The following is a 12,932-nucleotide window of genomic DNA, read 5'->3' as shown; positions in this document are numbered from 1 at the left end:
CCCTGTCCCTGGACTGGACGCTGGTGTATATTCTGCTGCGCCAGCCTCGATGCTGGTGTAATAAACACAATAAAGGGAAGAAATGAATCCAGTAATCACAACCGTGGCAATGACAGTGGCCGCTTACTTGCTCGGCTCGATATCGTTTGCCGTGGTGATGAGCAAGGTCTACGGCATTGCCGATCCGCGCACCTATGGCTCGAAAAACCCGGGCGCCACCAACGTGCTGCGCAGCGGCAACAAGGGCGCGGCCATCATGACCCTGCTGGGCGATGGCGCCAAGGGCTGGCTGGCCGTGTTCCTGGCCGACCATTTTGCCAGCGCGCTGGGCGTGGGCGACACGGCCGTGGCCTTGGTGGCCATCGCCGTCTTCCTCGGCCACTTGTGGCCCGTGTTCTTCCGCTTCGTCGGCGGCAAGGGCGTGGCCACGGCCCTCGGCGTGTTGCTGGGCATTAATCCCTGGCTGGGCCTGGCGACCCTGGCCACCTGGCTGATCATCGCCTACGCCTTCCGCTATTCCTCGCTGGCAGCCCTGGTGGCGGCCCTGTTCGCGCCGTTTTACTATGGCTTGCTGTTCGGCGTCGATCCCATCTTGCTGGCCGTGATCGTCATGAGCGTGCTGCTGGCTTACCGCCACAGCCAGAACATCGCGAACTTGCTCTCTGGCAAAGAAAGCAAGATCGGCGGCAAGAAGGATGGGGCCAAGGCGCCCGTCAAGAAAAAGTAAGCGCTTGATTTCCCGCGGCCCGCACGCATATGCAGTGCTTGCGGCGCCGCGCGGTGCGGCCGCCACCGACCCGCGCAAAGGCTGCTCACCATGACCGTTTCCACCACCTCCGCCACACCAGCTCCCCTCCGTATCGATTTCGTTTCCGACGTTTCCTGCCCCTGGTGCGTGATCGGCCTGAAGTCGCTGGAGCAGGCGCTGGACAAGTTGCAAGACACCGTCCAGGCCGAGATCCACTTCCAGCCCTTCGAGCTGAACGCCAATATGCCGCCCGAAGGCGAGGATATCGGCGAACACATCGCCCGCAAATACGGCTCCACTCCCGAACAGATGGCGCAATCGCGCGAAGCGATCCGCGCGCGCGGCGAACAGCTGGGCTTTACCTTTGCGATGGACAAGCGCGGGCGCATCTACAACACTTTCGACGCGCACCGGCTGCTGCACTGGGCCGGGCTGGAAGGGCGCCAGAAGCAACTCAAGATGGCGCTGTTCGATGCCTACTTCACGCAAGGCCAGGATCCGTCCTCGCACGAGGTGCTGCTGAACGTGGCGGGCAAGGTGGGCCTCGATACCGCGAAAGCGGCCGAGGTGCTGGCGTCCGATGCCTATGCGGACGAGGTGCGCGCGCAGGAGCGCTTCTACCAGCAGAACGGCATCAATTCGGTGCCCGCCGTCATCATCAACGAGCGCCACCTGATTTCCGGCGGCCAGCCTCCCGACGTGTTTGAGCAAGCCTTGCGCCAGATCATCACCGGCGCCTGAACGGGGCGCCAATGGCGCGCGCCATGGCAGACTTTTTGCGCTACACTCGGCGCAGAAGGAGGATAGTCAAATGCCAACAGCCAGCTGGAATGGCGCCGTCATCGCGCAAGCCGCCGACGATCAGGTGCAAGTCGTTGAAAACAATGTATATTTTCCTTTGTCGGCGGTGACGCAGGAGTACCTGCGTCCCAGCAGCCACACGAGCGTCTGCCCGTGGAAGGGCACGGCCAGCTATTACGACCTCGTCGTCGATGGCCAGACGAATGCCAACGCCGCCTGGTACTATCCCCAGCCCAAGGACGCCGCCAAGCAAATTGCCGGCCACGTCGCCTTCTGGCGCGGCGTGAGCGTCGGGCGCTGACCTGACTCCCCCGATTTTCCCACCATTCCCACAGAAAGCAGACGATGGATTTACGCCTCGCCGTGTACCAGCTCGCCTCGGCCCATGCGCTCGATGCCCAACAAACCCGGCAGTTGCAGGAAGCGGCCGGCTTCCAGCGCGAACCGGCGCGCCTGGCCTACTGGCTGCCGCGCGGCGTGGCCGTGCTGGGCGCCGCGCTGCTGGGCATGGGCTTGATCTGCTGGGTCGCCGCCAACTGGGAAGACCTGGGCCGCATGGGCCGCTTTGCCCTGCTGCAAGGCGTGTTTGCCGCCGCCTGCGTGGGCGCCTTCGCCGTGCCCAAGGCGCGCGTACCGCTGCTGCTGATGGCCTTGCTGGCCATTGGCGGCCTGTTCGCGTATTTCGGCCAGACCTACCAGACGGGCGCCGATCCGTGGCAATTGTTCGCCCTGTGGGCCGTGCTGGCCTTGCCCCTGTGCCTGGTGGCGCGCAGCGACGTGCTGTGGCCGCCGTGGATGCTGGTGCTGGCCACGGCCGCCGCCCTGTGGATGCAGGCGCATGCGCGCCACAGCTGGCGCATCGATTCGGCCGATCTCTCCATTTTCCTCAGCGGCTGGTTGGCCGTGCTGTTGGCCTGTGCGTTCGTGTCGCCCCTGCTGGCGCGCTGGACGGGCGCGGGCAGCTGGTCCTTGCGCCTGGGCCTGGTGCTGGCCACCATCCTCATCACGGGCACGGCCGTCAGTGCCTTGTTCGGCAATGAGATCGAGTCGCCGTACTGGGCCGGTCTCGGCTTGCTGGCCGTCGCCGCTGTCCTGCTGGCCACGCGCCGCTACTTTGACGTGTTCGGCCTGAGCGCCGTCGCGCTCGGTATCAATACCTTGCTGGTGGGAGGGCTGACGCACGTGCTGTTCAACGGCCATGGCGATGGCGTCGGCGCGCTGGCCATGCTGGGCTTGCTGGCCGCCGTGCTGCTGGCGCTGACCGTGCAAGGCATTCTGTGGCGCACGCGCCAGGAGGCGGCATGAGCAAGATGAACATTCAGCGCGACGATGCGCTCGCCACCCTGATCGACGATGCCACGCGCGCCGGCCTGTTGCCGCCCAACGCCAGCCGCCCCGTGCAGGATGTACGGCCGTGGCCGCTGGTGCTGATGACGGCCTTCGGCGCCTGGCTTGCCGCCATCCCCCTGATGATCGCGCTGGGCGTGGGCCTGGAAAGCGTGGTGCGCCACGGCCCCGGCGCGTATGTCGTGGCCGCCATCGTGCTGGTGGTGTCCGTGCTGCTGATCCGCACGCGCGGCGTGGCGCTGTTTGTCGAGCAGCTGGCCGTGCCCTGCCTGCTGGTGGGCGGCGGCTTGCTCGGCTATGCCCTGTACCGCGACTATTCCACGCAGACGGCGTCGCTGCTGCTGTGCCTGGCAACCCTGGTGGTGGCCGCCGCCTTGCCGCGCGACTGGCTGCGCGTGCTGCTGGGTCTGGTCGCCTGCGGCCTGCTGGGGCTGGGCATCGTCAACAGCACGCGCGACTGGATCTTCGATAACGACCCGACGCAACTGTATCTGGCCTGGATGCTGGCCCTGGCACTCTGGCTGGCGGCCCACTGGCTGCAGAAGCAGGCCTTCAACGATGGCCGCGGCGCCCCCGTCGCCGCCTTCCTGGAATCGCTGTCGACGGGGTGGGTCCTGGCCATCTTGCTGGGGCTGGTCTTCTGGTCCGGCATGACCTTCATGCTGGGCGGTGCCTTGGGCGGCGGCTTCACGGGCGAAGTGGCGCGCGAAGTGAGCCGGCACCATGCCGGCGCCTGGTATGCGCAAGCGTTGAACGGCGTCTCGCTCGTGCTGGCCACGGCGGCCGCCGCCTGGACGGGCTGGCGCTGGCCGGCGCTGCGCCAGTTGCCCGCCATCGGCGTGGCGCTGGTGTTGATCGTGCTGGCGTGGTTCATGCCGGCGCTGGGGCCCGTGCTGCTGATCCTCGCCTACTGCGTGACGAGCGGGCGTACACGCGTGGCCGTGGCCGCCGCGCTGGCGGCGGCGTGGATCATCGGCAGTTTTTATTACCAGCTGGCCTGGCCGCTGGCCAGCAAGGCGGCGCTGCTGGCCGTGGCCGGCGCCGTGCTGTGCGCCCTGTCGTGGCTGGCCACGCGCGGCGCCGTGCTGCACCTGGTGGAAAGCAAGCCGGCGGACGTGGCGGTCGAACGCCGCTTCTTGCGCCTGGGTGCGCTGGGCGGCTTGCTGCTGGTGCTGCTGGTCGCCAATATCGGCATCTGGCAGAAGGAGCAGCTGATCGCCAAGGGCGAGGCCATCTTCGTGGCGCTGGAACCCGTCGATCCCCGCTCGCTGATGCAGGGCGACTACATGCGCCTCAATTTCGTCAACCTGGGCGTCCTCTCCACGTTGGCCAGCGTGGAGCGGGCGCCGGGCCGTCCCTTCGTGGTGGCCCGGCGCGATGCGCGCGGCGTGGCCGAACTGCTGCGCCCGTACACCAAAGAGGCGCTGGCGCCCGGCGAATTCCTGCTCGAGCTGACGCCGAAGGATGGCAACTGGGTGCTGGTCAGCGATGCCTGGTTCTTCAAGGAAGGCGAGGCGGCGCGCTGGGAAAAGGCCCGCTATGGCGAGTTCCGCGTGCTGCCCGATGGCCGCGCCTTGCTGGTGGGCATGCGTGGGGAAGATTTACAGGCGCTGTAGCCGCTTGATTGAACAAACCCAATGGCAGAATCCGGGGGCGTACCCTGAGGGGACGACCCCGGCCTTTGCTCTTGGGGTGGCCGTATCCTGTAAAATTGCCCCATGGATAATATTACGCATTCGGTCATCGGCCTCGGGGTCGGCGAACTGGTACACCGCAGCCTGCCGCCCGAGCCGCAAGCCCCCGCACAGCGCACCCGGCGCGCGCTGTTTCTGTTTACGGCCTGGTTTGCCAGCAACGCGCCCGACCTGGACCTGGTGCTGACCAGACTGCTGCCGCGTCCGTTCGGCTACATGCTGCACCACCGGGGCCACACGCATACCTTGCTGCTGGCCTTGCCGCAGGCGCTGCTGTTGCTGGCCCTGCTGTGGCTGTTGTGGCCCGGCGCGCGGCGCTTGCTCAAGGAGAGCGTGCCCGCCCGCATCGGTCTGGCGGCTTGTCTGCTGCTGGGATTTTGCTTGCACATGGGCATGGATTTCCTCAATTCCTATGGCTTGCACCCGTTTTACCCGTTCAACAGCCGCTGGCTGTATGGCGACATGGTCTTCATTGTCGAACCCATGTTCTGGGTGCTGCTGGGCGTGCCCGTGATCATGTCATTGCGCTACGGTATCGTCAAAAGCGTGCTGCTGGCCGGATTGGCGGCGGCCCTGTGCTTCTTTACCTATAAAACCTACCTGGCGCCCGCCGCGCTGGCCGTGCTGCTGGGGCTGGGCTTGGTCCTTGCCGTGCTGCAAGGGCGGGCTGGCGAGCGGGGGCGGGGACCGCTGCTGCTGGCCTTTGCGCTGGCCGCCACGTTTATCGGCACGCAGGGCGTGGCGTCGGCCATCGGCCGCACGCGCATCGAGGCGGCCGTGCAGCGGCTCGATCCCGGCACGCGCGTGTGGGACGTGGCGATGACGGCGTTTCCCAGCAACCCCCTGTGCTGGATCTATGTCTCGCTCGACAGCAAGACGGACGTGTATACCTTGCGGCGCGGCACCCTGAGCCTGCTGCCCGCATCGCTGGCGCCCGCCGCCTGCCCGGCCGGCCTGGCGGAAACCAGCAAGCAAGGCCGGCAGCTTGCGCCCGGCATCGCCGTCTCCGCCCAGGCGGCCGGCAGCCTGGGCGCCATGCGTGCGCTGCAGGAAGAAAATTGCTATGTGGACGCCTGGTTCCGCTTTGCCCGCATGCCCAGATTGAATGCGGACAAGCTGACGGACGTGCGCTTCAACCCCGGCATGTTGCCCAATTTCACGACCGTGGAACTGCGGCAGTTCCGCGGCCGGCCATGTCCCGCCTACGTGCCGGGCTGGGACCGCCCCCGTGCCGACATGCTGGCGTTGCCGAAAGAGGATGGCAAGTAGCGGATATGTTGCTCTGTGGAAAAAATATCGTGTGTGCACTTACTTCGCCATGGCCCAGCATGCGACAATTGTAAATTCGGCATGCATGCCATTAAGTTAGGATTATCTTGGAAGAGCAACACGCCTTACCGTATTTGCGGGAAACCCTGCTGTTTCTCGCCTTGGCCGGGATTTTTATTCCGCTATTGCAACGCCTGAAGGTCAACCAGGTGCTCGGCTTCCTGGCCGTGGGCGCCCTGTTCGGCCCGTTCGGCTTTGGCCTGTGGGCAGGCGACTTCACGTGGCTGACGTATTTTTCGTTCGTGCGCGCCGAGCAGGTCAGCGGCCTGGCCGAGCTGGGCGTGATGTTTCTGATGTTCATGATCGGCCTGGAACTGTCGACGGAACGGCTGTGGGCGCTGCGGCGCTGGGTGTTCGGCGCGGGCGTGGGGCAGGTGGCCGTCAGCGCCTGCCTGATCGGCGGCGTCGCGTATTACTTCGGCTTGTCGCTGGAAGCGTCCATCGTGCTGGGCCTGGTGCTGTCGCTGTCGTCCACGGCCGTGGTGATGCAGCTGCTGACGGACCAGCGCTCCCTGCAGACGCCGGCCGGCCAGGCGGGCTTTTCCATTCTGATGTTCCAGGATCTGATGGTGGTGCCGCTGTTCATCCTGATCGACGTGTTCGCCAGTGGGCGCAGCGACGACCTGGCGTACCTGCTCAGCTTTGCGGCCGTGAAATCGGCCGGCGCCATCCTGCTGATCTATCTGCTGGGACGCCGCGTGATCCGTCCCCTGTTCCAGTTTTTCGTCAAGAAACGCCAGCCCGACGTGTTCATGGCATTGACCCTGCTCAGCACCCTGGGCATCGCGGGCCTGACGTATCTGGCGGGCTTGTCGATGGCGCTGGGCGCCTTGCTGGCCGGTCTGCTGCTGGCGGAAACGGAATTTCGCCATGAAGTGGAAGTGACGATCGAGCCCTTCAAGGGTTTGCTGATGGGCCTGTTCTTCATGTCGGTGGGCATGCAGATCGACGTGCGCGAAATCCTCAAGTCGCCCATCCTGATTCCCTTGGCCGTGCTGAGCCTGTTTGCGGTGAAAACCCTGGTCATCAGCGTGATTTTCCGCCTCGGCGGCTTTCACTGGGGGCGCGCCGTGGAAACGGGCGTGCTGCTGGGACAGGGCGGCGAATTCGCCTTCATCGTCGTCGCATATGCGCTCGGTACCAAGCTGATCGGCCCGCAGGTGGCGCAGTTCGTCATGCTGGTGGTGGGCCTGAGCCTGTTCGCCACGCCGGCGCTGGCCAAGGCGGCGCGCGCCTTCGGCAACTGGTGGGAGCGGCGCCACCACCATCAGCTGGCCGACCTGGCGCACGGCGCGCTGCCGCCGCAGGGCAGCACCGTCATCATCGCCGGTTTCGGCCGGGTGGGGCAGTTGCTGGCCAAGGTACTGACGGAGCAGGATATCGCGTATGTGGCGATTGAAAACGATGCGCGCCTGGTGACGACCCTGCATCCGCGCGGCTTTCCCGTGTATTTCGGCGATGCGTCGCGCGCGGAACTGTTGCAAAAGGTCAATGCCGACCGCGCCGCCGCCGTCGTGCTGACGATGGACCATGCGGCGTCCGTGCTGCACGCCGTCAAATCGATCCGCCGCGAATATCCGCTGCTGCCCGTGTATGCGCGCGCCCGCGACGAGGCGCATGCGGTGGCCCTGATCCAGGCGGGCGCCACCCTGGTCGTGCCCGAGGCGCTGGAGTCGGCGCTGCAGCTGACGGCTACCGTGCTGCACACGGTGGGCCTGTCGGAAGCGCGCACGACGGACATCGTGCAAGCGGAGCGCGACCGGCGCAATGCCGTGCTGCTGGCGAAAAAATTGTCGTAGGGCAAACCTTAGTGCAAACGTGCGTGTCGCCGTGCTTTGTCAATTATCTATACAATAATAGTATATGAGCACACTAACCACATGAAAGCCGCGACGAAGAGCGGGGCGGCTCCGCTGACGCCGCAGCAAATTGCCGCGCAGGAAACGCAACAGAAATATGGCAAGCCCGAGCGGGGCTGGCGCGAACAGGTGTACACCGTCATTTTCGAGGCGGAAACGCGTACGGGCCGCGCCTTCGACCTGCTGCTGATCGCCGCCATCCTGATCAGCGTGACGGTGGTCGTGCTCAGCAGTGTCGCCTCCGTGGCCGAGCGCTATGGCACCTGGCTGACGGCGCTCGAATGGTTTTTCACTATTTTATTTACCATCGAGTATTTCGCCCGCCTGTCGTGCCTGCAGCATCCGGTGCGCTACGCCAAGAGTTTTTTCGGCATCATCGACTTGCTGGCCATCGTGCCGACCTATATCGGCTTGCTGCTGCCGGGCGCGCACGTGCTGATCGACGTGCGCATTTTGCGCCTGCTGCGCATGTTCCGTATCCTCAAGCTCACGTCGTATGTGCATGAGTACACGGTGCTGGGGCGGGCCTTGCTGGCCAGCCGGCGCAAGATCCTCATTTTCTTGTCTTTTGTCATGATGGTGGTCTTTCTGCTGGGTACTGTAATGTATGTCGTGGAGGGGCCGGAAAACGGTTACAGCAGTATCCCCACGTCGATTTACTGGGCCATCAGCACCATGACCACGGTCGGTTTCGGCGACATCACGCCGAAGACGGATATCGGGCGCACCATCGCCTCGCTGATGATGCTGCTGGGCTGGGGCATCCTGGCAGTGCCTACCGGCATTATCAGCGCCGAGATGACGGTGCAGCGCAGCTCCAAGCTGGTCACCACGCGTACCTGTCCCACGTGTCTGAAAGAAGGGCTCGATGACGATGCCAATTTCTGCAAGAACTGCGGGGTCGATTTGCCGCCGCTGGCACGCGATTAGCGCATAGACCATACATAGACCATATTTACTTTACTTTGTTAAGGCCAACATGATTCCAGTTCGCCTGATCGCGACGGGCAAAGCCTTGCCGTCGCATAGTGTGACTTCCGCCAGCCTGGACCTGAAATTGGGGCATCCGGACGGCTATACCCTGCGCAAGAGCGGCGTGCTGTCGCGCTTTGTCGCCGCGCCCGATGAATCGCAAAGCCAGCTGGGCGCCGCCGCCCTGCTCGACGCGCTGAAGAATGCCAGCCTGCGTCCGGCCGACATCGACTTGCTGATCTGCGCCTGCGGCGTGCCCGAGCAAGCCTTGCCGAATACGGCCTGCTTCGTGGCCGAACATGCCGGTTTGCCGCCAGGCACGCAAAGCTTCGACGTCAACGCCAGCTGCCTCAGTTTCATGGCCGCTTTCCGCGTGGCCGCGTCCATGCTGGCCGGCGGCGCCTACCGCCGCATCGCCATCGTCTCGTCCGACCTCGCCTCGCGCGGGGTCGACTGGAGCGAGCCTGAAGCGTCGATGATCTTTGGCGACGGCGCCGCCGCCGTCATCGTCGAGCGGGGCGACGGCAGCGCCGGCATCCGCGCCTACAAGATGGGCACGTATCCGGAAGGGCGGCGCTACTGCGAAATCCGCGGCGGCGGTACCGAGCGCAACCCCCGCAACGGCTGCGAACCGGGTGACTACCTGTTCCGCATGGATGGCAAGGCCGTGTTCCGCCTGGCCGTCAAGGTGATGCCGGATTTCCTGACGGAACTCATGCAGGAATCGGGCGCGGGACTGGATAAAATCGACGTGGTCGTGCCGCACCAGGCCAGCCCGCTGGGCCTCGCGCATGCGGCGCGCATCCTCGACGTTCCCGATGCTAAAATCATCAAGATCTTTGAAACGCATGGCAACCAGGTGGCCGCGTCCCTGCCCACCGCCCTGCACGAGGCGGTGATGACGGGGCGGGCCGTGGCAGGCCAGCGTTTGCTGATGATGGGCACGGCCGCGGGCCTGACCATCGGCGGCATGATTCTTGACCTGTGAAGGTGGTGCGATGAGGCGGATTCTGGTCACGGGAGCGACGGGCGGCTTGGGGCGCAATGCCGTGCGCACCCTGCTGGCGCAGGGCGTGGAAGTGCGCGCCACGGGCCGCAACGCCGCCGTGGGCCGCGAACTCGAACGCATGGGCGCGCAATTCGTGGCGCTCGACCTGGCGCAAGCCACCCCGCGCCAGGTCGACGAGCTGGTGCGCGGCATGGACGCCGTCTGGCACTGCGCCGCGCTGTCGTCGCCGTGGGGCGCGGAACGCGACTTCATCGCCGCCAACGTCACGGCCACGGCCCAGCTGCTGCGCGCGGCCGCCAGCCTGCACGTGGCGCGCTTCGTGCACATCTCCACCCCGGCCATCTATTTCGACTACCGCAACCGCTACGAGGTGCCGGAAACCTTCCGCCCCGACGCCTTCGTCAACGCGTACGCGCGCTCCAAGGCGATGGCGGAAAAACTGGTGCAGGAGTGCGTCGACCGCCACCGCGGCATGACGTGCGTGATCCTGCGCCCGCGCGCCATCTTCGGCCCGCACGACCAGGTCTTGATTCCGCGCCTGGCACGCGTGCTGGAACAGCGCGGCGGCAAGCTGCCGCTGCCCAATGGCGGCGCGGCCACCATCGACGTCACCTATGTCGACAATGTCGTGCACGCGATGTGGCTGGCCACCGTGCACAAGACCATCGCTTCGGGCGCCGCCTTCAACATCACGAATGGCGAGCCGGCGCGCCTGTGCGACATTTTGCGCACCTTGTTTTGCGACCACCTGCAGCAGCCGTTCGAGATCGTCAGCGTGCCGTACCGCGTGCTGGCGCTGGCGGCGCGCCTGATGCAGTTCGCCTCGCGTTTTACACGGCGCGAACCGGCGTTGACGCCCTACAGCATCGGCGCGCTCAGTTTCGACATGACGCTCGATAATGCCAAGGCGCGCAAGGTGCTCGGCTACCGCCCCGTCGTCAGCCTGCAGGACGGCATCGCCCGCACGGCGCAGTGGATGCGCCAGGAAGCGGCGGCGCACAAGGTGGGCAAGGAGCGCAATGGCTAGCATCACCGCATTTCGCGTCGGCCACTGCACCCACCCATCGTGCATGGTCTTGAAAGGCAGCGGACTGGCCAGCCGCTGCTTCCCTTCGCGCGCCTACCTGATAGCGACGCGCGCGGGCCTGTACCTGTGGGACACCGGATACGCCGAACACTTCCGCGCCGCCACGTCGAAAGGCGTGTACCGCATGTACGCGTGGGTGACGCCGATTGCGTTCGACGAGAACGAGTCGCTGCACGGCCAGCTGCGCGCGCATGGCGTATCGCCCGGCGACATCCACACCTTGCTGCTGTCGCACTTTCACGCCGACCATATCGCCGGCCTGCGCGACTTTCCCGGCGCGCGGCTGATGGCCTCCAAAACGGGCTGGGACGCCGTGCGGGGTTTGTCCGGCGTGGCCGCCGTGCGCCAGGCCTTCGTGCCCGAGCTGTTGCCAAACGATATCGCTGACCGCCTGGCATTTGTCGAAAGCGTGCCCGAGACGGCCTTGCCGGCCGCCTTGCTGCCGTTCACGCACGGGCGCGACGTCAGCGGCACGGGCGAGATCTACATCGTCGACTTGCCCGGCCACGCCATCGGGCATATCGGCGCCTTCGTGCTGCAGGACGGCGGCTGGACCTTGCTGGCGTCGGACGCGGCCTGGGTGCCGGAAAGCTTCCAGCAGCTGCGCGGACCGTCCGAACTGTCGTTCCTCATCCAGCACAAGCGCGCGCCGTATTATGAGACGTTGAACCGCCTGCACCAGCTGCACCAGTCGGGCCAGGCGCAGATCCGCATCACGCATGAAGATACCAACGATTATTTGCCAGTGGCGGGCCGCCCGTGAAGCGTATTGTCTGGCTGTTGCTGTCGTACTGGCGCACGCGCCGCCTGCGTTTCGCCAGCCGCGCGCAGCTCGACGCCTACCAGCACAAGCAGCTGGCCCGTTTCGTCGATGTGCTGTGCATCCGCAGCACGTATTTTGCGCCGTACCGCAAGCTGCCGCTGGCGCAGTGGCCGACGATGAACAAGGCCCTGATGCTCGAGCATTTCGATGCCATGAACACCGAGGGAATCACGTTGGCGCAGGCGATGGATGCGGCCATGGCGGCCGAGCGGAGCCGCGACTTCACGCCGGCCGTGGGCGACATCACGGTGGGGTTATCCTCTGGCACGTCGTCGCGGCGCGCCGTATTTACCGTCAGCCCCCGCGAAAAGGCCCAATGGGCGGGCGTGATGCTGGCCAAGGCGCTGCCCGACGGCCTGTTTTCCGGCGAAAAAGTGGCGCTGTTCCTGCGCGCGAACAGCAATCTGTACACGGCCGTGCGCTCGCCGTGGCTGACCTTTGCCTTCTACGACCTGTTCGCACCGTTCGACAGCCTGTGCGCGCAGCTGGCGCGCTATCAACCTTCCGTGATCGTCGCGCCGGCCCAGGTGCTGCGCCAGCTGGCGCTGCGCGTCATCGATGGCAGCCTGGCGCTGGCGCCGAAAAAAGTCATCTCCGTGGCAGAAGTGCTGGAAGCACAGGACCGCGCGCTGATCGTGCAGGCGTTCGGCGCCGTGCATGAAATCTACCAGGCCACCGAGGGTTTCCTCGCCAGCAGCTGCGAACACGGCGTGCTGCACCTGAACGAGGAATACGTGCACATCGAACCGCAATGGCTCGATGCGGAGCAACGCCGTTTCGTGCCTGTGATTACGGACTTCACGCGCATCACGCAGCCCATCGTGCGCTACCGCCTCGACGACATCCTGGTCGCGCGCGCCACGCCATGCCCGTGCGGCCGCGCCACGCGCGCCATCGACGGCATTGAAGGGCGCTGCGACGACATGCTGCTTTTGCCATCCTTGCCATCCCTAGCATCCATGTTGTCGGCGAACGGCGGCGCCCCCGTCGCCGTGTTTGCCGACGTCTTGACGCGGGCCTTCGCGCAAGCCTTGCCGGCGGACGCCGATTACCGCCTGCTGCAGTCGGGCGACAGCGCCTTGCAGCTGCACGCGGCCCTCGACGACGCTGGCCTGGCTGCCTTGCGCGATCACCTGGCAACGGTGCTGCGCGGCCTGGGCGTGGCCGTCGACAGCCTGGCCTGGACGACGAGCGGCGAATTGCCTCCCTTTGACCCCACCATGAAACGGCGCCGCATCCGGCGCCTTGCGACTGCATGAATCC

At 65.6% G+C, this 12,932-nt stretch carries 12 protein-coding genes; all 12 read left to right on the top strand.

All coding sequences use genetic code 11. From position 1 onward, the window contains the following. Nucleotides 1–82 precede the first annotated feature (82 nt). The 12 genes from plsY (at nucleotide 83) to AC0V2Y_RS14785 (ending at nucleotide 12,928) form a co-directional block, all read left to right on the top strand. Nucleotides 83–727 carry a glycerol-3-phosphate 1-O-acyltransferase PlsY gene (plsY, locus tag AC0V2Y_RS14840; protein ID WP_289945846.1) on the top strand — a complete coding sequence of 215 codons (645 nt, stop codon included), beginning with the start codon at nucleotides 83–85 and terminating at the stop codon, nucleotides 725–727. A gap of 90 nt (nucleotides 728–817) precedes the next feature. Further along, nucleotides 818–1,489 (top strand): DsbA family oxidoreductase, encoded by a 672-nt coding sequence (locus AC0V2Y_RS14835; RefSeq protein ID WP_475417333.1) that lies wholly within the window; start codon nucleotides 818–820, stop codon nucleotides 1,487–1,489. Between the two features lie 70 nt (nucleotides 1,490–1,559). After that, nucleotides 1,560–1,850 carry a DUF427 domain-containing protein gene (locus tag AC0V2Y_RS14830; RefSeq protein WP_475417334.1) on the top strand — a complete coding sequence of 97 codons (291 nt, stop codon included), beginning with the start codon at nucleotides 1,560–1,562 and terminating at the stop codon, nucleotides 1,848–1,850. A 44-nt stretch (nucleotides 1,851–1,894) separates the two neighbouring features. Continuing rightward, on the top strand, nucleotides 1,895–2,854 hold the full coding sequence (locus AC0V2Y_RS14825; RefSeq protein WP_475417335.1) for a DUF2157 domain-containing protein: 960 nt from the start codon (nucleotides 1,895–1,897) through the stop codon (nucleotides 2,852–2,854). Then, complete coding sequence (locus tag AC0V2Y_RS14820) at nucleotides 2,851–4,512, top strand: GDYXXLXY domain-containing protein (RefSeq protein WP_475417336.1); 1,662 nt, start codon at nucleotides 2,851–2,853, stop codon at nucleotides 4,510–4,512. The genes AC0V2Y_RS14825 and AC0V2Y_RS14820 overlap by 4 nt, the downstream gene beginning before the upstream one ends. A 102-nt stretch (nucleotides 4,513–4,614) precedes the next feature. Continuing rightward, a complete protein-coding gene (locus tag AC0V2Y_RS14815) occupies nucleotides 4,615–5,859 on the top strand; it encodes a metal-dependent hydrolase (RefSeq protein ID WP_475417337.1) in 1,245 nt (414 codons plus the stop codon). Nucleotides 5,860–5,966: 107 nt separating this feature from the next. Next, nucleotides 5,967–7,718: a cation:proton antiporter domain-containing protein gene (locus AC0V2Y_RS14810; protein ID WP_475417338.1), complete on the top strand. Its 1,752-nt coding sequence runs from the start codon at nucleotides 5,967–5,969 to the stop codon at nucleotides 7,716–7,718. 81 nt (nucleotides 7,719–7,799) lie between these two features. Continuing rightward, the gene (locus AC0V2Y_RS14805) at nucleotides 7,800–8,708 is read left to right on the top strand and encodes an ion transporter (RefSeq protein WP_475417339.1); all 909 of its coding nucleotides are present in this window, start codon (nucleotides 7,800–7,802) and stop codon (nucleotides 8,706–8,708) included. 49 nt (nucleotides 8,709–8,757) lie between these two features. After that, the gene (locus tag AC0V2Y_RS14800; protein WP_070287756.1) at nucleotides 8,758–9,738 is read left to right on the top strand and encodes a 3-oxoacyl-[acyl-carrier-protein] synthase III C-terminal domain-containing protein; all 981 of its coding nucleotides are present in this window, start codon (nucleotides 8,758–8,760) and stop codon (nucleotides 9,736–9,738) included. 10 nt (nucleotides 9,739–9,748) lie between these two features. Beyond that, entirely contained in the window at nucleotides 9,749–10,786 is a 1,038-nt protein-coding gene (locus tag AC0V2Y_RS14795; RefSeq protein WP_475417340.1) for an NAD-dependent epimerase/dehydratase family protein, read from the top strand. Next, entirely contained in the window at nucleotides 10,779–11,609 is an 831-nt protein-coding gene (locus AC0V2Y_RS14790) for an MBL fold metallo-hydrolase (protein ID WP_475417341.1), read from the top strand. The genes AC0V2Y_RS14795 and AC0V2Y_RS14790 overlap by 8 nt, the downstream gene beginning before the upstream one ends. After that, nucleotides 11,606–12,928 carry a F390 synthetase-related protein gene (locus AC0V2Y_RS14785; protein ID WP_475417342.1) on the top strand — a complete coding sequence of 441 codons (1,323 nt, stop codon included), beginning with the start codon at nucleotides 11,606–11,608 and terminating at the stop codon, nucleotides 12,926–12,928. The genes AC0V2Y_RS14790 and AC0V2Y_RS14785 overlap by 4 nt, the downstream gene beginning before the upstream one ends. The last annotated feature ends 4 nt before the right edge of the window (nucleotides 12,929–12,932 follow it).

The sequence above is a fragment of the Janthinobacterium sp. BHSEK genome, assembly GCF_056174685.1.
Note: the sequence above shows the minus strand (reverse complement) of the source record. Positions and strands in the feature narration are given on the sequence as shown.